Annotated in this window: 17 protein-coding genes; 10 read left to right on the top strand and 7 right to left on the bottom strand. The window is 71.5% G+C overall.

Features of this window, described 5'->3' with window-relative positions; genetic code table 11:
- Positions 1-9 precede the first annotated feature (9 nt).
- Both AC1RSJ_RS12965 and AC1RSJ_RS12960 read right to left on the bottom strand, forming a co-directional pair.
- On the bottom strand, positions 10-1,146 hold the full coding sequence (locus AC1RSJ_RS12965) for a BMP family lipoprotein (RefSeq protein ID WP_493118809.1): 1,137 nt from the start codon (positions 1,144-1,146) through the stop codon (positions 10-12).
- A 171-nt stretch (positions 1,147-1,317) separates the two neighbouring features.
- Entirely contained in the window at positions 1,318-2,433 is a 1,116-nt protein-coding gene (locus tag AC1RSJ_RS12960) for a mannose-1-phosphate guanylyltransferase (protein WP_493118808.1), read from the bottom strand.
- Positions 2,434-2,621: 188 nt separating this feature from the next.
- Between AC1RSJ_RS12960 and sdhC the strand changes: the two genes are divergently transcribed.
- The 4 genes from sdhC to AC1RSJ_RS12940 are packed head-to-tail and all read left to right on the top strand — an operon-like array spanning position 2,622 to position 6,107.
- The gene (sdhC, locus tag AC1RSJ_RS12955; RefSeq protein ID WP_493118807.1) at positions 2,622-3,050 is read left to right on the top strand and encodes a succinate dehydrogenase, cytochrome b556 subunit; all 429 of its coding nucleotides are present in this window, start codon (positions 2,622-2,624) and stop codon (positions 3,048-3,050) included.
- Positions 3,050-3,499 (top strand): succinate dehydrogenase hydrophobic membrane anchor subunit, encoded by a 450-nt coding sequence (locus AC1RSJ_RS12950; protein WP_493118806.1) that lies wholly within the window; start codon positions 3,050-3,052, stop codon positions 3,497-3,499. The genes sdhC and AC1RSJ_RS12950 overlap by 1 nt, the downstream gene beginning before the upstream one ends.
- Entirely contained in the window at positions 3,499-5,301 is a 1,803-nt protein-coding gene (gene sdhA, locus AC1RSJ_RS12945) for a succinate dehydrogenase flavoprotein subunit (RefSeq protein WP_493118868.1), read from the top strand. Before AC1RSJ_RS12950 ends, sdhA begins: the two co-directional genes overlap by 1 nt.
- A complete protein-coding gene (locus AC1RSJ_RS12940) occupies positions 5,301-6,107 on the top strand; it encodes a succinate dehydrogenase iron-sulfur subunit (protein ID WP_493118805.1) in 807 nt (268 codons plus the stop codon). The genes sdhA and AC1RSJ_RS12940 overlap by 1 nt, the downstream gene beginning before the upstream one ends.
- Before the next feature lie 296 nt (positions 6,108-6,403).
- Here AC1RSJ_RS12940 and AC1RSJ_RS12935 read toward each other — a convergent pair whose 3' ends face one another.
- Positions 6,404-8,014, bottom strand: a complete 1,611-nt coding sequence (locus AC1RSJ_RS12935; RefSeq protein ID WP_493118804.1) for a sigma-70 family RNA polymerase sigma factor — start codon at positions 8,012-8,014, stop codon at positions 6,404-6,406.
- A 184-nt stretch (positions 8,015-8,198) separates the two neighbouring features.
- On the opposite strand from AC1RSJ_RS12935, the gene AC1RSJ_RS12930 reads away from it, so the two are divergent.
- Positions 8,199-8,837 (top strand): QsdR family transcriptional regulator, encoded by a 639-nt coding sequence (locus AC1RSJ_RS12930; RefSeq protein ID WP_493118803.1) that lies wholly within the window; start codon positions 8,199-8,201, stop codon positions 8,835-8,837.
- Positions 8,838-8,842: 5 nt separating this feature from the next.
- Here AC1RSJ_RS12930 and ptsP read toward each other — a convergent pair whose 3' ends face one another.
- Positions 8,843-10,486 (bottom strand): phosphoenolpyruvate--protein phosphotransferase, encoded by a 1,644-nt coding sequence (gene ptsP / locus AC1RSJ_RS12925; RefSeq protein ID WP_493118802.1) that lies wholly within the window; start codon positions 10,484-10,486, stop codon positions 8,843-8,845.
- A gap of 137 nt (positions 10,487-10,623) precedes the next feature.
- Here ptsP and AC1RSJ_RS12920 point away from each other — a divergent pair, with 137 nt between their 5' ends.
- The 5 genes from AC1RSJ_RS12920 to AC1RSJ_RS12900 all read left to right on the top strand — a co-directional run bounded on the left by AC1RSJ_RS12920 (position 10,624) and on the right by AC1RSJ_RS12900 (position 14,961).
- Entirely contained in the window at positions 10,624-11,625 is a 1,002-nt protein-coding gene (locus AC1RSJ_RS12920; protein ID WP_493118801.1) for a YihY/virulence factor BrkB family protein, read from the top strand.
- A 165-nt stretch (positions 11,626-11,790) separates the two neighbouring features.
- The gene (locus AC1RSJ_RS12915; protein ID WP_493118800.1) at positions 11,791-12,624 is read left to right on the top strand and encodes an exodeoxyribonuclease III; all 834 of its coding nucleotides are present in this window, start codon (positions 11,791-11,793) and stop codon (positions 12,622-12,624) included.
- Between the two features lie 65 nt (positions 12,625-12,689).
- The gene (gene trpS, locus AC1RSJ_RS12910) at positions 12,690-13,694 is read left to right on the top strand and encodes a tryptophan--tRNA ligase (protein WP_493118799.1); all 1,005 of its coding nucleotides are present in this window, start codon (positions 12,690-12,692) and stop codon (positions 13,692-13,694) included.
- Positions 13,691-14,236 carry a GNAT family N-acetyltransferase gene (locus tag AC1RSJ_RS12905; protein WP_493118798.1) on the top strand — a complete coding sequence of 182 codons (546 nt, stop codon included), beginning with the start codon at positions 13,691-13,693 and terminating at the stop codon, positions 14,234-14,236. The genes trpS and AC1RSJ_RS12905 overlap by 4 nt, the downstream gene beginning before the upstream one ends.
- Positions 14,233-14,961: an HAD family hydrolase gene (locus AC1RSJ_RS12900; protein ID WP_493118797.1), complete on the top strand. Its 729-nt coding sequence runs from the start codon at positions 14,233-14,235 to the stop codon at positions 14,959-14,961. Before AC1RSJ_RS12905 ends, AC1RSJ_RS12900 begins: the two co-directional genes overlap by 4 nt.
- 94 nt (positions 14,962-15,055) lie before the next feature.
- On the opposite strand, the gene glpK is transcribed toward AC1RSJ_RS12900, so the two are convergent.
- From glpK to AC1RSJ_RS12885, 3 genes are all read right to left on the bottom strand, one after another.
- Entirely contained in the window at positions 15,056-16,567 is a 1,512-nt protein-coding gene (glpK, locus tag AC1RSJ_RS12895) for a glycerol kinase GlpK (RefSeq protein ID WP_493118796.1), read from the bottom strand.
- Positions 16,568-16,613: 46 nt separating this feature from the next.
- Positions 16,614-17,354, bottom strand: a complete 741-nt coding sequence (locus tag AC1RSJ_RS12890) for an MIP/aquaporin family protein (protein ID WP_493118795.1) — start codon at positions 17,352-17,354, stop codon at positions 16,614-16,616.
- Positions 17,355-17,488: 134 nt separating this feature from the next.
- A complete protein-coding gene (locus AC1RSJ_RS12885) occupies positions 17,489-19,201 on the bottom strand; it encodes a glycerol-3-phosphate dehydrogenase/oxidase (protein ID WP_493118794.1) in 1,713 nt (570 codons plus the stop codon).
- Positions 19,202-19,223 lie beyond the last annotated feature (22 nt).

The raw sequence follows: 19,223 nt of genomic DNA, 5'->3' as shown, positions 1-19,223 counted from the left end.
CTCCCGGGCTTACGCCTTCGGGGACGCCTTCGACTCGACCGTGATGTCGCCGTCGATGATCTTCTTCTTGATCGCGTCGAGCTCGCCCTGGAGGCCGGAGTCGACCTTCGAGGAGAAGTCGTGGAACGGCGCGATGCCGACGCCGTCGTTCTTCAGCGTGCCGACGTACGGCGTGTTGTCGAACTTGTCGGCCGCCGTCTTCTCGACGACGTCCTGCACGCCCGCGCCGATGCCCTTCATGACCGAGGTGAGCAGCAGCTCCTTCACGGTCGGGTCCGACTCGTACACGTCGGCGTCCACGCCGATGAGGGCGATGTCGCCGCCCTTGTCGCGGATCGCCTCGGCGGCGCTCTGGTAGATCGGGCCGCCGACCGGCATCAGCACGTCGGCGTTCTGGTCGAGCAGGCCCTGGGCCGCCGTCTTGGCCTCGACGCCCGCGGCGAAGCCGCCGGTGAACACGCCGTTCTGGGAGTCCTTGTCCCAGCCGACGAGCTTGACGTCCTTGCCCTTCTCCTGGTTGAAGTACTTCACGCCGTCGGCGAAGCCGTCCATGAAGATGGTGACCGGCGGGATGGGCAGGCCGCCGAAGGTGCCGACGACGCCGGTCTTGGAGTAGCTGGCCGCGGCGTAGCCGCCGAGGAAGGCCGCCTGGGCGGTGTCGAACAGGATCGGCTTGCCGTTGTCGACGTCGACCTTGCCGTCGCCGGTCGCCTTGCCGTCGTCGCCGGTGGCGCCCTCGTTGTCGAGGCCGTCGTCGATGATCGCGAACTTGACGTCCGGGTTGTCCTTCGCGGCCTTGTCCGTCGCGGCGGAGAGCTTGAAGCCGACCGTGACGATCAGGTTGCACCCCTGGCTGAGCAGGTTGTCGATGTTCGGCGCGTAGTCGTCCTCGCTGTTGGACTGGACGTGCTTCTCGGACGTGCCGAGCTTCTTCGCCGCCGCCTCGAGGCCCTTGAGGCCCGACTCGTTGAACGAGTGGTCGTCGAAGCCGCCGTCGTCGGAGACCATGCAGGGCAGGAAGTCCGACTTGGCCGCGCCGCTGCTGGCGGAGTCCTCGGGGGCCGCCGCGCAGCCGGTGAGGACGAGCGCGCTGGCGCCCAGGGTGGCGAGGGCGGCGACGGCCGACCTCCGCGAGAAGAGAGTCACAGTGATTGCCTCCAGGAAGGGTGCCCGATCGGGCCTCGACCGGGCGGACTGGGACACACGTTACACACGGTGACGAGCCCTCTTGACTCCGGCTCCAGCGCTGTCGCGGAGTCGTTACAAACCCGTGCCGGAGCCGTAACGAGCGCGAAACGACGACCGTCGGATCCGGGGTCAGAGGACGGAGTCCCGGCCTCGCCCCTTCAGCTCGTCGACGACCTGCTTCACGCGCTGCGCGTGCTCGGTCGTGGTGACGAGGAGCGCGTCCTCGGTGTCGACCACGACGATGTCGTCGACGCCGATCACGGCGACGGTCCGGCCGCCGGCGGCGACGACGAGTCCGCTCGCGTCCTGCGCGAGGATCTGCTCCGAATCACCCAGCGTCACGAGCTGGTTCGGGCGGCCGCCGGCGCCGAGCCGGGCGATCGTGGCGAAGTCGCCGACGTCGTGCCACGTGAAGCGGCCGGGGATCACCGCGAGGCGCCCCGCCTCCGCCGCGGGCTCCGCGACGGTGTAGTCGATCGCGATCTTCGCGAGCCCCGGCCAGATGCGGGCCACGGCGTCGGCCCGGCCCGGCTGGTCCCAGGCGGCGGCGAGCTCCTCGAGCCCGGCGACGAGCTCCGGCTGCGCGAGGCGCATCTGCTCGAGCAGCGAGTCGGCGCGGCTCACGAACATGCCGGCATTCCAGAGGTAGTCGCCGCTGGCGAGGTACTCGATGGCCGTCTCGAAGTCCGGCTTCTCGACGAAGGAGTCGGCCAGCAGCGCGCCGGAGGACTCCGGCAGCTCCTGGGTCGCGCGGATGTAGCCGAAGCCCGTCGCCGGCTCCGTCGGCGTCACGCCGATCGTGGCGATGTACCCGGCGTCCGCCACCGCGACCGCCTGGCGCACGGCCTGCCCGAAGGCGGCGGCGCCGCGGATGACGTGGTCGGCGTGGAACGAGCCGATGATCACATCCGGCTCGCGGCGCACCAGGATGGCGGCCGCCAGGCCGATGGCCGCGGACGACTCGCGGGGGTCGTCCTCGAGCACGAGGTTCTCGTCGCCGAGCTCCGGCAGCTGCTCCCGCACGGCGTCGCCGTGCGAGCGCCCGGTGACGACCATGATCCGGTCCTCGCCGGCCAGCGGGGCGACCCGCTGCCAGGTGTCGCGGAGCAGGCTCTCCCCCGAGCCGCTGAGCGGGTGGAGGAACTTCGGCGCGGCCGCGCGGGAGAGCGGCCAGAGCCGCGACCCCACGCCGCCCGCGGGGATCACCGCGTGGAAGCGGTCGAGTCCCCGTGCGGTGGTCGACATGCGGCACAGCCTAACGACGGCACCCGCGAGCTCTCCGGCACCCGCCGGCGGTATCTCGACGTCGAGAGAGTAAGGGTGCCCTGGCCTGCGTCCCGGGCGACGCGGGCATAGACTCGGCGATGCGCCCGCCTGCGTCGGCGGGCCCCCTCCGGCGCCGTCCGTCGCCGGTCCACGAGGAGAGGATGCCCGTGTCGACCCAGGCTGGATCCGGCACCGTCGCAGCCCCCCGCATCCCGTCCCCGAGACGGCCCGCCGGCACCCTGTACCGCGGCCGCGAGGGCATGTGGTCGTGGGTGCTGCATCGCGTCACCGGCACTGCGATCTACTTCTTCCTGCTGGTGCACATCCTCGACACCGCGCTCGTGCGCGTGAGCCCCGAGGCGTACGACGCCGTGATCGGCACCTACAAGAACCCGATCATGGGGCTCGGCGAGGCCGGGCTGGTGGTCGCGATCGTCTACCACGCGTTCAACGGCCTGCGGATCATCCTGATCGACTTCTGGCCCTGGGCCACCCGCCACCAGCGGCTGCTGTTCTGGATCGTGGTCGGCATCTGGGCGGTGCTGCTCGTCGGCTTCCTGCCCCGCCACCTCATGAACGTGTTCGGAGCCCACTGATGAGCGACGCCACGCAGACCCTCGCCGCGCCGCGGACCCCCGCGCGCCGGCCCGGCCGGTTCAACCTCGAGAAGTGGGGCTGGATCTACATGCGCGCGAGCGGCGTCGTGCTCATCGTGCTCGTGTTCGGCCACCTGTTCGTCAACCTCTTCGTCGGCGAGGGCGTGCACGCGATCGACTTCGCGTTCGTCGCCGGCAAGTGGGCGAGCCCGTTCTGGGTCGTCTGGGACACGCTCATGCTCTGGCTCGCGCTCATCCACGGCGCCAACGGCATGCGCACGCTCGTCAACGACTACGCCCGCGGGCGCATCCGGAAGGTGCTCCTCGGCGCCATCCTCGTCTCCACCATCGTCCTCCTCCTGCTGGGAACCCTCGTGATCTACACCTTCGACCCGTGTCTCGACCCCCGCGTCGCCGCCGACCTCGGCGCGACCTGCTCGGCCGGCTGATGGCGGTCGACTTCGAGGACGGCCAGGTCATCGACGGCGTCCACTACCACCGCTTCGACATCGTCATCGTGGGCGCCGGCGGCGCCGGCATGCGCGCCGCCATCGAGGCGGCCCCCGGTGCCCGCACCGCCGTCATCACGAAGCTCTACCCCACCCGGTCGCACACCGGCGCCGCGCAGGGCGGCATGGCCGCCGCCCTCGCGAACGTCGAGGAGGACAGCTGGGAGTGGCACACGTTCGACACGGTCAAGGGCGGCGACTACCTCGTCGACCAGGACGCGGCCGAGATCCTGGCGAAGGAGGCGATCGACGCCGTCCTCGACCTCGAGAACATGGGCCTGCCGTTCAACCGCACGCCCGAGGGCCGCATCGACCAGCGCCGCTTCGGCGGGCACACCCGCGACCACGGCAAGGCGCCCGTGCGCCGCGCCTGCTACGCGGCCGACCGCACCGGCCACATGATCCTGCAGACGCTGTTCCAGAACTGCGTGAAGCTCGGGGTCAACTTCTTCAACGAGTACTACGCGCTCGACCTGATCATGACCGAGGTCGACGGGCAGCAGGTGCCCTCGGGTGTCGTCGCCCTCGAGCTCTCCACCGGCGAGCTGCACGTCTTCCAGTCGAAGGCGGTCATCTTCGCCACCGGCGGCTTCGGCAAGATCTACAAGACCACCTCGAACGCCCACACCCTCACGGGCGACGGCGTCGGGATCGTCTGGCGCAAGGGCCTCCCGCTCGAGGACATGGAGTTCTTCCAGTTCCATCCGACCGGCCTGGCCGGCCTCGGCATCCTCCTGACCGAGGGCGCCCGAGGCGAGGGCGCGATCCTCCGCAACGCGTCCGGCGAGCGGTTCATGGAGCGCTACGCGCCCACGATCAAGGACCTCGCCCCGCGCGACATCGTCGCGCGCTGCATGGTGCAGGAGGTCGCGGAGGGCCGTGGCGCCGGCCCGAACAAGGACTACGTGCTGCTCGACTGCACGCACCTCGGTGCCGAGGTGCTCGAGACGAAGCTGCCCGACATCACCGAGTTCGCGCGCACCTACCTCGGCGTCGACCCGGTCACCGAGCCCGTGCCGGTCATGCCGACCGCGCACTACGCGATGGGCGGCATCCCGACGAACACGAACGCCGAGGTGCTCAGCGACAACACGACCGTCGTGCCCGGCCTCTACGCGGCCGGCGAGTGCGCCTGCGTGTCGGTGCACGGCTCGAACCGCCTCGGCACCAACTCGCTGCTCGACATCAACGTCTTCGGCAAGCGCGCCGGCAACAACGCGGTCGCGTACGTGAAGGACGCGGAGTGGGTGCCGCTGCCCGACGACCCGGCCGCCTTCGTCCGCGGGCTCGTCGAGGACGTCCGCGAGGCGACCGGCACGGAGCGCATCGCCGTCCTGCGCAAGGAGCTGCAGGACGAGATGGACAAGAACGCGCAGGTGTTCCGCACCGACGAGTCGCTCGAGAAGGTCACCGCGACCATCCACGAGCTGCGCCAGCGCTTCCGCAACGTGTCCGTGCAGGACAAGGGCCGCCGCTACAACACCGACCTGCTCGAGGCCATCGAGCTCGGCTTCCTGCTCGACCTCGCCGAGGTCGTCGTCTTCTCCGCCAGGAACCGCAAGGAGAGCCGCGGCGGCCACATGCGCGACGACTTCCCGAAGCGCGACGATGAGAACTACATGAAGCACACGATGGCGTACCTCACCGGCGACCCGCACTCCGCCGACGCGTCCGACCACATCTCGCTCGACTGGAAGCCGGTCGTGATCACGAACTACCAGCCGATGGAACGGAAGTACTGATGTCCGACACCGCCGTCGCCCCCGCCGCGCCGACCGAGACGCAGACCGCCGACGCCCCGCCGCCGATCGAGGCGTTCACGGTCACGCTGATCATCCGCCGCTTCGACCCGGAGGTCGACAGCGAACCGCGCTGGGTCGACTACGACGTCGAGCTGTACGCGACCGACCGCATCCTCGACGCGCTCCACAAGATCAAGTGGGAGCAGGACGGCTCGCTCACCTTCCGCCGCTCGTGCGCGCACGGCGTGTGCGGCTCGGACGCGATGCGGATCAACGGCCGCAACCGCCTCGCCTGCAAGACACTGATCAAGGACCTCGACATCTCGAAGCCGATCTACGTCGAGGCGATCAAGGGCCTGCCGCTCGAGAAGGACCTCATCGTCGACATGGAGCCGTTCTTCGCCTCCTTCCGCGAGGTGCAGCCCTTCCTCCAGGCGAGCGCCACCCCGAAGGACGGCAAGGAGCGCATCCAGTCCGTCGCCCAGCGCGAGCGCTTCGACGACACCACCAAGTGCATCCTCTGCGCCGCGTGCACCTCGTCGTGCCCGGTGTTCTGGACCGACGGCCAGTACTTCGGCCCGGCCGCGATCGTCAACGCGCACCGCTTCATCTTCGACAGCCGCGACGAGGGCGCCCAGGTGCGCCTCGACATCCTCAACGACAAGGAGGGCGTGTGGCGCTGCCGCACGACCTTCAACTGCACCGACGCCTGCCCGCGCGGCATCCAGGTGACGAAGGCGATCGCCGAGGTGAAGGCCGCCGTGCTGCGCGGCAAGCCCGACATCCCGGCGGGCCTCCCCGCCTGACCCGCACCACTGTCGAGGGGTCTCGAATCGACGCCGCGCGCTCGCGTGGCACGTCGATTCGGGACCCCTCGACGTCTGTGCTGAGGGCGTGGGAGAGCCGGCACCCGCTGCTTCTGCTGGGACAGGCGGCGCGGGTGCCGGCTCGACGCCGTCGACCCGAACGACGGCGGCTGCGGCGGACGGGACTTCCGCCACACTGAGGAGACGACGTGGGCGCCCGGCTATGACGCGGATCCGGCGGGGAATTCCCGACGGGGTCCGGAGCGGGTCACGCCCTGCGGGTCACACCCCGCGGATCACTGCAGCAGCTGGAGCGTGATCGGCAGGCCGAGGCTGTTGGTGTCGACGACGAGCTGGGTGATGCCGAGTCCGGCGAGCAGTCCGCCGAGGAGCCCGCGCACGTTCTGCGTCAGCGTGACCGCGCCGGCGGTCGTCGGCAGGGCCGCGATGTGGATCGCCCAGGTGCCGTCCTTCGCCACCGTGGTGGTCGCCCAGACGGTGCCGGCGGCCTGCGCCGTGACCGTCGCGCCCGGGGTGCCGCGGCCGGCGAGATCGAGCACGGCCGTCACGGGCGCTCCCGGAGGAGCCGCCTGGCCGCTCGGGGCCGTGGTCGGTGTCACCGAGCCGGCGACCGAGCCGACGGCACCGCCGACCGCACCGGTCACGGAGCCGACCGTGCCGCCGACGCCGTCGACCACACCGCCGACCACGCCGTCGACCGTGCCGGCCAGTCCATCGCCGGTCGCAGGAGACGTCGGGATGGCGCTCGGATCGACGACGGGCGCTCCCGTGGGGCCGCTGACCGGCGGCGGCGGCGACGTCGTCCGAGGCGCGCTCGCGGAGGCGCTGATCGAGGGCGAGGTGTACTCCGCCGCGCTTGATCCGCTGTTCCCGGCGCCGAGCGCGACCGAGCCGCCGATCACCGCGACGACGGCGAGCCCGCCGACGAGGCTCGGGACGCCGAACGAGATGCCCGATCCGGCGGCCACGACGGCGGCACCCGCGCCGGCGCCGACCGCCCCCGTGCCCGCGGCGGCGGCCGCTCCGGCACCCCCGAGGGCGGCGACCGCGGCGGGCAGCGCCGGGACGACCTCCGCGGCCATGGCGGCAGAGGGCGCGGCGAGCTGCGCGAGGATCGCACCGCCGGCGACGCCGCCGAGCAGCGCCGGAACGAGGATCATCGCCAGGTGGGAGCCCACCTCGTCGACCTCCTCGGAGATGATCGAGCATTTCGCGCAGCCGGCGAGGTGCGCCTCGAGCCGCGTGCGCTCGCGGTCGGTCAGCGACCGCCGCGCGTGGTTGCCGAGCCGCTCGATGCTCCAGCGGCACTCCCCCGCGCTGGTCGCGTCCGACACGTGGGCCTGGAGCCAGGCGGTGCGCAGCCCCTCGCGTGCCCGGTACGAGAGCGCGGCGACGCCGTTGGCGGTCATCCCGAGGATCGGCGCGACCTCGTGCGGGTCCATGCCCTCGACCTCGGTGTACCAGAGCACGGTCTGCCACCGCTCCGGCAGCGTGCGGAACGCGCGGGCGGTCAGTGTGCGGTCGAGCGCCCAGGCGGCGGGATCCTCCGGGATCCGCGCGTCCTCGAACTCCTCGATCGCGTCGACGTCGACCTCGCGCCGCGCGGAGCCCCAGCTCGAGGCGAGGTTGCGGATCGTCGTGTACAGGTACGGGCGGAAGGCGCCGGAGGCAGGGCCGCCGCCCGCCAGAACACGCTGGTAGATCCTCGCGTACGCCTCGGAGACGAGGTCGTCCGCGTCGATCGACGACGTGAACTGGCGGGCGACACGAGCGGCCGAGCGGTAGTGGCGGCGCCACAGCTCGCCGAACGCGCGAGAATCCCCCGATTGCGCGCGTGCGACGAGCTCCGCATCTGAAGCTTCGAGCTTCGATTCCTGGCTGCTCATTCCCCCTGTTTTCTGTTCCCTGGGCCTCTCCATTGTCCCTGTGGGATGCCGGGAAGGCGAGAGCCTCCCGACATACGAAGAGACTGCGGATCGATGAGGCTATGACGCGGATCCTCACCCCGATATCACCCCCTGTTCGGGGGACAGCCGGGTCCTCCAGACCGACAGGTCTATAGTCCGGAGCATGCCCGACGGCGACAACCTGCTCGCGATCGCCTCGGTCGGCATCGCCGAGCACCCGTCCCGTCTCAGCCGCCGGCTCGAGGACGGCCGGCACCCGGACACGGAGCGCGCCTTCCGGATCGCGCGCCGTGCCTTCCTCGACGGCGAGCGGCTCGACATGGGCGAGCTGGCGGCGCGGCTCGAGGTCGACCGCACGACGCTGTTCCGCTGGGTCGGCAACCGCGACGCGCTCCTGGCCGAGATCATGTGGTCGGTAGCGGCGCCGACGTTCGACCGGGCCGCCGAGCTCACCCGCAAGCTCGACGACGGCGAGCGGGTCGTGGAGATCATCGGCCGCTTCATCGAATCGCTCATCACGGCCGAGTTCTTCCGCGAGCTGCTCCGCCGTGAGCCGGCGCGCGCCCTCCGGCTCCTCACCACGAGCGACAGCCCGGTGGCCGCCCGCTACCGGTCGGTGCTCGTCGCACTGCTGCGACGCGAGTTCCGCAGCGACCACGTGCACGGCATGGAGGTCGGCGAGCTCGCGTTCCTGCTCGTGCGCATCACCGAGGCGTACACCTACGCCGACCTCATCACCGGCGAGCAGCCGAGCTCGCGACGAGCGCGCGCCGCGGTCCGCCTCCTGCTGCGGAACGGCTGAGCGGATCAGGCGGTGCGGGCGGCCTCGCGGGCGCCGGCGGCGCTCCGGGCGGCGAGCGCCGCGACGGCCTTCGCCTTCGCCTGCTCGAGGGTGACACCGGCGAGCTCGGCCCGCACGTCCGCGAGGGCCGCCGGGGTCATCGAGAGCGTCGTGGCGCCGAGCCCGACGAGCACGACGGCGAGCTGCGGGTCGGCCGCGGCCTCGCCGCAGATCCCGACGCCCTTGCCCGCCGCCGCTCCGGCGTCGCCGAGCAGCTTGACGAGGCGCAGCACGGCCGGGTGCCAGGGGTCCTGGTACGACGCGACGCTGCCGAGCATCCGGTCGGCGGCGAGCGTGTACTGGGTGAGGTCGTTCGTGCCGATCGACACGAAGTCCGCGTCCGCCAGCACCTGGTCGGCGACGACGGCGAGCGACGGCACCTCGGCCATCACGCCGACCGTGTTCAGCCCGAGGCCCTTGCCGTACTGGACGAACCAGGCGGTCTCGTCCGCGTCGGCGACCATCGGCGCCATGACCCAGAGGTCGGCCTCCGTCGCGTCCTGCGCGTGCTTCAGCGCGGTGAGCTGGTCGTGGAGGATCTGCTCGCTGGCACGGAGCGCCCGCAGCCCGCGGAGGCCGAGGGCGGGGTTCTCCTCGTGCGCGTCGTTGAGGAACGCGAGCGGCTTGTCCGCGCCCGCGTCGAGCGCGCGCACGACCACCTTGCGGCCCGGGAAGTGCTGCAGCAGCTCGGTGTACTGCGCCTGCTGGTCCTCGACCGTCGGCGCCGTGGCGGAGTCGAGGAACAGGAACTCGGTGCGGAAGAGCCCGACGCCCTCGGCGCCGAGCTCGACCGCCTTCGCGGCGTCCTTCGGCGAGCCGAGGTTCGCGAGCAGCGGCACCTTCGTGCCGTCGGCCAGCGCGCCGTCGGTGATCGGCGCGTCGGCCTGCGCCGCACGCTCCGCGATCCGGCGCTCGGCGTCGGCGATGGCGGCGGCGTCCGGGTCGACGCTGACGACGCCCGTCGAGGCGTCGAGCACCACGACGGTGTCGTCGGCCAGGTCGAGCGCGCCGGTGGCGCCGACGATCGCGGGGATCGACTTCGAGCGGGCGAGGATCGCGGTGTGGCTCGTCGGACCGCCGTCGGAGGTGATGAGCCCGAGCGTCTTGGCGAGGTCGAGCAGCGCCGTGTCGGCCGGTGCGAGGTCGCGCGCGACGAGGATGAACGGGGTGTCGGACTCCGGGACGCCGGGCACCGGCACGCCGCGGAGGTTCGCGATGATGCGCTGCGCGACGTCGGCGAGGTCGGCGGCGCGCTCGGCCATGTAGCCGCCGAGCGCCGTGAGCTGCTCCTGGAACGAGGCGAAGGCGTCGAACACGGCGCGCTCGGCGGTCGTCCCGCCGTCGATGCGGGCGGTGACGTCGTCGGCGAGCATCGGGTCCTGCGCCATCATGACCGCGGCTTCGAGCACCTGCTGCGCGTCGCCCCCGGCCTTCTCGGCCCGCGCGGTGAGATCGGCGGCGGCCGCCTCGACCGCGGTGCGGACGCGGGCCTTCTCGGCCTCCGCGTCGCCGCCGTGGCGCTCATCGGCAGGCTCCGGCAGGGGATCCGGCATCCGCTTGACCGGTCCGACGGCGACCGCCCGGCCGACTCCGACTCCCTGCAGCTCCATGGCGTCCCTCTTCCTCGACGATGCCTGGTGCGAGCGTAGCGAACGGGAGACGGCGGATGTCGGCCGCCGCCGGTGTGCCTCCCGAGCGCCGGGTGAGAGATCACGGGGAGCCGGATCGGCGCCGCTAGCGTGGACGGATGGACCGCGTGAAGCAGCTGATCGCCCGGCTGCAGGCCAGCAGGCCCGTCCGGGTGTTCCAGCACTACAGCGGCGTGCGGGGCCCGATCCTCGCGAGCGGCCTCGCCTACCAGGCGCTGTTCGCCGTCTTCGCCGCCGTCTGGGTCGGGTTCTCGATCGCCGGGCTCGTGATCAGCCGCGATGCCGGCCTGCAGGACCGCGTCATCGACGTCATCGCCGGCGCGGTGCCGGGGCTCATCGACACCGGGAGCGGCACCGGCGCGATCGACCCGTCGGCGCTGCTCGAGCCCGGCGTCTTCAGCTGGACCGGGCTCATCGCGCTCGTCGGCCTGCTCGTGACCGCGCTCGGCTTCCTCGCCTCGCTGCGCGACGGCATCCGCGTGATCTTCGATCTGCCGGCGCTGCAGGGCAATCCGGTGCTGCAGAAGCTCAAGGACCTCGCCGTGGGTCTCGGATTCGCGGTGGTGCTCATCGTGTCGGCCGCGCTGTCGTTCCTCGGCACGTCGGCGACGAGCTGGCTGCTCGACGCGGTCGGGATCGGCTCGGACAGCGTGGTCGGCGCGGTCGCGGCCCGCATCCTGTCGATCGCGATCATGTTCGCCATCGACGCGGTGACCCTCGGCGCGCTCTACCGGGTGCTGTCGGGCGTCGCGATCCCGTGGTCGCGGCTCCGCGGCGGGGTGCTCGTCGGCGCGCTCGGTCTCGGCGTGCTGAAACTGCTCTTCTCGGCCGCGATCATCGGCGGCGTCGGCAGCAACCCGCTGCTCAAGTCGTTCGCCGTCATCCTCGGGCTGCTGATCTTCTTCAACTTCGTCTGCCAGGTGATCCTGCTCGCCGCCTCGTGGATCACGGTCGGCCTCGCCGACCGCGGCATCGACGTCGACCCCCTCCACACGCAGCAGCGGGTGCTCGACGCCCGCGCGCTCCTGCTCGACCACGGCCTGGTCAGCGGTCGCCCGGTGGACCGGCGCGGCCGGCGCATCCGGATCGACGCCGGCTGAGCGGTGTCGGTCGCGCTCCCGCCCCGGACGGCTGAGCCCGTCGAAGCCCTGTCGGTCGCGCTCCCGCCCCGGACGGCTGAGCCCGTCGAAGCCCTGTCGCGCGCTCCCGCCCCGGACGGCTGAGCCTGTCGAAGCCCTGTCGGTCGCGCTCCCTAGGCTGGGATCATGGCCGGCCCCCTCCGCATCGCCTCCGTCAACGTCAACGGCGTCCGCGCCGCCTTCCGCAACGGGATGGGCGCGTGGCTCGAGCCGAGCGGCGTCGACATCCTGGCCCTGCAAGAGGTGCGCGCCGAGACGCAGCACCTCGAGGAGCTCCTCGGCGAGGAGTGGGACATCCTGCACGACCCGGCCACCGCGAAGGGCCGCGCCGGTGTCGCGATCGCGAGCCGCCGGAAGGCCTCCATCCACCGCGTGACCCTCGGGCCGGACGACTTCGACAGCGCCGGCCGCTGGCTGGAGGCCGACTACGAGGTCGACGGCGAGATCGTGACCGTCGTGAGCGCCTACGTGCACTCCGGCGAGGCCGGCAGCGAGAAGCAGGTCGAGAAGTACCGCTTCCTCGACGCGATGCTGGAGCGTCTGCCCGAGCTGCAGCGTCACAATCCGAAGTCGGTCGTGATGGGCGACCTCAACGTCGGGCACCGCACCCTCGACATCCGCAACTGGAAGGGCAACGTCAAGAACGCGGGCTTCCTGCCGGAGGAGCGCGCCTACTTCGACCGGATCGTCGGGGCGGAGGGCGACCCCGACTACAACGCGGGCGCGGGACTCGGCTGGGTCGACCTCGGCCGTCGCGCCGCCGGCGAGGTCGACGGCCCGTACACGTGGTGGTCGCAGCGCGGCCGCGCCTTCGACAACGACACCGGCTGGCGGATCGACTACCAGCTCGCCTCGCCCGAGCTCGCGGCGGCGGCCGTCGACTACCGGGTCGACCGGGCGGCGACGCACGCCGAGCGCTGGTCGGATCACGCCCCCGTGGTCGTCGACTACCGGCTCTGACGAGTCCGCTCCGGCCTCGCGCCGCCGGCTCGGACGCCCGCCGCGCGACCTGGAAGGATGGGGGCATGTCCACGCCCCGCCTGTTCTCCGGCATGCAGCCGAGCGCCGCCTCCCTCCACATCGGCAACTTCATCGGGGCGCTCCTGCAGTGGCGGAGGCTGCAGACCGAGTACGACGCCGTGTTCTGCGTCGTGGACCTCCACGCCATCACGGTGCCGCAGGACCCCGCCGAGCTGCGCGACGCGACCCGCCGCACGGCGGCGCAGTACATCGCGGCCGGCATCGACCCGGCCAGCTCGATCCTGTTCGTGCAGTCGCACGTCTCCGCGCACGCCGAGCTCGCCTGGGTGCTCGACACCATCACCGGCTTCGGCGAGGCCAGCCGGATGACCCAGTTCAAGGACAAGTCCGCGAAGCAGGGCTCCGACCGCACCAACGTCGGGCTGTTCGCCTACCCGATCCTGCAGGCGGGCGACATCCTGCTCTACGACGCCGAGGTGGTGCCGGTGGGCGAGGACCAGCGGCAGCACATCGAGCTCACGCGCGACCTCGCGACCCGGTTCAACACCCGCTTCGGCGACACGTTCACCGTGCCGGAGGTGAAGATCCTGCCGGAGACGGCGAAGGTCTACGACCTGCAGAACCCGGGCTCGAAGATGTCGAAGTCGGGCGACTCGCCGCAGGGCATCCTCTGGCTGCTCGACGAGCCGTCCGTGCTCACGAAGAAGATCAAGTCCGCCGTGACCGACGCGGAGCGCGAGATCCGCTTCGACCCGGCGGCGAAGGCCGGCGTCTCCAACCTGCTCTCGATCCAGTCCGCGGTGACCGGCACGCCGATCGACGACCTCGTCGACGGCTACGCGGGCAGGGGCTATGGCGACCTCAAGTCGACGGTCGCCGACGCGGTGGTCGCCGAGCTGGAGCCGATCCGCACCCGCGCGCTCGAGCTGCTCGCCGACCCGGCGGAGCTCGACCGCATCCTCGCGGGCAACGCGGAGCGGGCGGAGGCGATCGCGCGCCCGAAGCTCGAGCAGGTCTACGAGCGCATCGGCTTCCTGCGCCGGGCATGATCCCCGTCGAGCTCCGCAGCGCGCGGCTGGTGCTCGATCAGCCGCGCGACGGCGACGTCGACACGATCGCCGAGGCCTGCGCGCACGAGGAGTTCCGGCGGTACATGACCACCCCGTGGCCGTACCGCCGCGACGACGCCGCGGAGTTCGTCCGCACGTTCGTGCCCGACGGCTGGCGACAGGGCCGCGACCTGACCTTCGCGCCTCGGCTCGGGCCGGACGATGCGCTGCTCGGCATGGTCGGGCTGCACCGCCACGAGGACGGCGCGCTCGAGCTGGGCTACTGGCTCGCCGCGGGCGCGCGCGGCAGCGGCTACGTCACCGAGGCCTCGCGCGCGGTGCTCCAGTGGGCGGCGGACGAGCGGCTCGCCGACCGGTTCACCTGGCGGGCCGTCGTCGGCAACGACGCGTCCCTCGCGGTGGCCCGCCGACTCGGCTACCGGATGACCGCGGTGCGCGACAGCGAGCTGCGCGACGAGGTGGTGCCGCACTGGTTCGCCGAGCTCGACGCCGACGAGGTGCGGACGGGGGCGGGCTCATGAGCGCACCGGCGCCGCCCATCCAGGTGGTGCTGTTCGACCTCGACGACACGCTGTTCGCGCACCGGACCGCCGTGGAGTCGGCGATCGGCGCGCACCGGCGCACGATGACCGGAGGCGGCGAGCTCGACGAGGCGGGCGAGCGCCTGCGGTGGCGGGAGCTCGAGGAGCACCACTACCACCGCTACCTCGCCGGCGAGCTCGACTTCCTCGGCCAGCGCCGAGCCCGGGTGCGGGACTTCACCGCGCACTACGGCGTCTCGTTCGCCGACGACGCCGCCGTCGACGCCTGGTGGAGCGCGTACGCCGTCGAGTACCGGCGCGCCTGGGTGCTGCACGACGACGCCCTCCGCGTGCTCGAGGCGCTGGCGGATCGCCGCCTCGGGCTCATCACGAACGGCGAGCTCGCGTTCCAGGCGGCGAAGATCGAGGCGGTCGGGCTCTCCGGGCGGCTCGAGCACGTGGTCGCGAGCGGGGAGCTCGGCGTCACGAAGCCGGATGCCCGCATCTTCTGGCACGCCTGCGCGTTGTTCGACGTGCCGCCGGCCGCGGCCGCCTACGTCGGCGACCGCCTCCGCACCGACGCCGTCGGCGCCGCGGAGGCCGGGCTGACCGGCATCTGGCTCGACCGGCACGGCGTCGCGACGCCCGCCGAGCTCGCCGAGGCCGACCGGGCCGGCGTCGCCGTCATCCGCACGCTCGACGACCTCCCCGCACTGCTCGGCTGATCTCGCGGGACGCCGCACACGCGGACGGGCCCGGGAGCCGAAGCTCCCGGGCCCGTCGCGTCGTGCCGGATGGACCGGGACGATCAGGTGGCGACTACTTCACGTCGGCGTCGACCCAGTCCATCGACTTGGTGACGGCCTTCTTCCACAGGCGCAGCTGACGAGCGCGCTCGTCGGCGTCGAGGTTCGGCTCCCAGCGCTTGTCCTCCTGCCAGTTCTGGCCGACCTCGGCGAGGTCCTTCCAGAAGCCGACGGCGAGACCGGCCGCGTAGGCCGCGCCGAGCGCCGTGGTCTCCGCGACGACCGGCCGGACGACCGGGACGCCGAGGATGTCGGCCTGGAACTGCATGAGCGCGTCGTTCGCGGTCATGCCGCCGTCCACCTTGAGCTCCGTGAGGTCGACACCCGAGTCGGCGTTGACCGCCTCGATCACCTCGGCCGTCTGGAAGGCGGTGGCCTCCAGCGCGGCGCGGGCGATGTGCCCCTTGTTCACGTAGCGGGTCATGCCGACGAGCGCGCCGCGCGCGTCCGGCCGCCAGTACGGCGCGAACAGGCCGGAGAACGCCGGCACGAAGTAGACGCCGCCGTTGTCGTCCACGCTCTTCGCCAGCTCCTCGACCTCCGGGGCAGCGGAGATGATGCCGAGGTTGTCGCGCAGCCACTGGATCAGCGATCCGGTGACCGCGATCGAGCCCTCGAGCGCGTAGTGCGTCGGCTGGTCGCCGAGCTTGTACCCGATCGTCGTGAGCAGCCCGTTCTTCGAGTGGACGATCTCGGTGTCCGTGTTGAAGATCAGGAAGTTGCCCGTGCCGTAGGTGTTCTTCGATTCGCCCGCCTCGAAGGCGGCCTGGCCGAACGTGGCGGCCTGCTGGTCGCCGAGGATGCCGGAGATCGGCACCTCGCGGAGCAGGTTCGACGCCTCCACCTGGCCGTACACCTCGGAGGACGACTTGATCTCCGGGAGCATCGACTTCGGGATGCCGAAGTCGGCGAGGATGTCGTCCCGCCAGCTCAGCGTCTCGAGGTCCATGAACAGGGTGCGGCTCGCATTGGTGACGTCGGTGACGTGCACGCCGCCGTCGGTGCCGCCGGTGAGGTTCCAGAGCACCCAGCAGTCGGTCGTGCCGAACACCAGGTCGCCGGACTCCGCCTTGGCGCGCGCGCCGTCGACGTTGTCGAGGATCCACTTGATCTTCGTGCCGGAGAAGTAGGTCGCCAGCGGGAGGCCGACGATCTGCTTGTAGCGCTCGACGTCGCCGTCCGCCAGCTCGTCGACGATCGACTGCGTGCGGGTGTCCTGCCAGACGATCGCGTTGTAGACCGGCTGCCCGGTCGTCTTGTCCCAGACCACCGCGGTCTCGCGCTGGTTCGTGATGCCGACGGCGGCGATGTCGTGGCGGGTCAGGTCGGCCTTCGAGAGGGCCTGGCCGATGACCTCGCGGACGTTGTCCCAGATCTCGAGCGGGTTGTGCTCGACCCATCCGGCCTTCGGGAAGATCTGCTCGTGCTCCTTCTGACCGACGGAGATGATGCTCCCCTTCTTGTCGAAGATGATGGCGCGCGACGAGGTCGTTCCCTGGTCGATGGCGATGACGTAGTCAGCCATGAGGCGTGTGACTCCTTTGTCTGTTCGGGTGTGGATCGGTCGCGGGTCAGCCGAGGCTGAGGAACGCGAAGGAGGCGAGCGCGGCGAGCGCGCCGCCGATCAGCGGGCCGACGACCGGCACCCAGGCGTAGCCCCAGTCGCTGGAACCCTTGCCCTTGATCGGGAGGATGGCGTGGGCGATGCGCGGGCCGAGGTCGCGGGCGGGGTTGATCGCGTAGCCGGTCGGGCCGCCGAGGGAGGCGCCGATGCCGACCACGAGGAGCGCGACGGCGATGGCCGCGATCGGGCCGAGGGCGACCGGCTTGCCGAAGTTCGAGTCGGAGAAGCCGAGGATGACGAAGACCAGCACGAAGGTCGCGATGATCTCGGTGATGAGGTTCCAGGCGGCGGAGCGGATGCCGGGGCCGGTGGAGAAGACGCCGAGCTTGTTGGCCGGGTCGGGCTCCTCGTCGAAGTGCTGCTTGTACGCGAGCCACGTCAGCACGGCGCCGACGATGGCGCCGATGAGCTGGGCCAGGATCGCGATGAAGAACTGGCTGACGGCGATCTTGCCGGCGATCAGGAGGCCGAGCGAGACCGCCGGGTTGAGCTGCGCGCCGGAGTACTGCGACACGATGACGCCCGCGAAGACCGCGAGGCCCCAGCCGAAGTTGACGAGCAGGAAGCCGCCGCCGTTGCCCTTGGTCTTGGCGAGGGCGACGTTGGCGACGACGCCGCAGCCGAGGAGGAGCAGCATCGCGGTGCCGACCACCTCCGACAGGAAATAGAGGCCGAGATTCGGTTCCATAGTCGACGTTGACCTTTCAGATCTGCCCTCGGGGCGCGCAGGGGGCGTCGCCGACCGCGGGGGTTCGGTTTCAAGGGAGAAGCTAGTGACGGCCCCGTGGACGGGACAAGCGAAACGCCTGCACGTTCGTGCGACTAGGCCGCGGCGGGAGCCCCGGCCGCCAGCGTCACGCCGTGGCGGTCGCGCAGCAGCGTCGCCAGGCCAGTGATCTCGGCGTCGAGCCGGGCGGCGTCCCATCCGAGCACGCCCGCCGCGATGTCGGCGAGCTCCTCCACGAGCGGCCTGGTGAGCGCGCCGGTGAAGGCGAGCGAGGTGCGGCGCAGCACCAGGTCGTCGAGGTGGACGACGCCCTCCGTGGCGACGAGGTGGGCGATCTCCTCGCGGCCGTATGCACGATCGTGCAGCAGCGGGTGGTCATCGGTGCGCAGGCCGGCGTCGAGCAGCTCGTCGGCGCGGGTGCCGTAGCGCTCCAGGAGCTGCTCGGCGCGCTGGGCGCCGACGGCCTCGGCACGCTCCGCGACCCAGGCGGCGCGGGCGGCGTCCGTCTGCGGATAGCCGGCGCCGCCGCCGATCGCGAGACCGGCGGTCGTCACGGTGCGGGTGCCGCCGATTCGCGAGAGGGCCTCGTTCGCGAGGTGCTCGGCGAGCGCGCGGAACGTCGTCCACTTGCCGCCGACGAGGCTCAGCACGGGCGTGCCGCCGAGGTCGCCCTCCTCGATGCGGTAGTCGCGGGAGACGAAGCCGGGCGCGGTGTCGTCGTGGCGCGGCAGGGGGCGGATGCCGGAGAAGCGGTACACGATCTGCGACCGGTCGACGGCGATGCGCGGAAAGACGTGCCGCACGAGGTCGAAGAAGTAGTCGACCTCCTCCTCGGTGCAGACGACCGGCTGCGCCGGGTCGGCGTCGATGTCGGTCGTGCCGACCATGACCCGGCCCTTGAGCGGGTAGATGAGCACGATGCGGCCGTCGGAGTGCTCGAAGAAGATCTCGCGGCCGTCGGTCGCGGCGAGCAGCTCCGGGTTGTCGAGCACGATGTGCGAGCCCTTGGTGCCGCCCATGAAGCGGGTGGCGCGGCCGAGCGCGGCGTTCGTGATGTCGGTCCAGGGGCCGGAGGTGTTCACGACGAGGTCGGCGTGCACGGTGATCCGCTCGCCGGTCTCGCGGTCCTCGAGCACGACGCCGTCGCCGTCCGCGCCGATCGCGGCCACGTGGTTGAGGGCGCGTCCGCTGCCGGTGGCGAGACCGTCGTGCAGCACGTCGAGCGCCAGGCGCTCCGGGTCGTGCATCGAGGCGTCGTAGTAGGTCGCGGTGTACTTCAGGTCGGGGTTGAGCTGCGGCAGGTCGCGGAGCGCGGCCGCCTTGCGCAGGAAGCGGTGCCGCGGCACGGTGCCGCCGGCGCGGGAGAACGTGTCGTAGATCGTGAGCCCGATCTTGATGAGGAACGCGCCGCGCTCCTTCGGCTTGCCCTGCTTGTGGGTGAGGAAGCGGAGCGGGGCGGAGAGCACGCCGCTGAACGTCGAGAAGATCGGCACCGTGGTGCGCAGCGGCTTCACGTAGTGCGGCGCGATGCGGATCAGCCCGTTCCGCTCGGTCACCGACTCGTTCACGAGCCGGAATTCGCCGTTCTCCAGATAGCGGATGCCGCCGTGGATCATGTGGCTCGACGCGGAGGACGCGCCGGAGACGAAGTCGTCGCGCTCGACCAGCAGCACGTCCACGCCCTGCAGCGCGAGATCCCGGAAGGTGGCGATGCCGTTGATGCCGGCTCCGATGATGAGGACCCGCGCTCGCGGGTTCTCGCGGAGGGCGTCGATCTCGGGTCGGACGGAGGGAGTCGGCGTCGACATGCTCACTGCGTAGTGCCTTTCG

This window comes from Schumannella sp. GW821-FHT10F01 (assembly GCF_058809295.1).
Note: the sequence above shows the minus strand (reverse complement) of the source record. Positions and strands in the feature narration are given on the sequence as shown.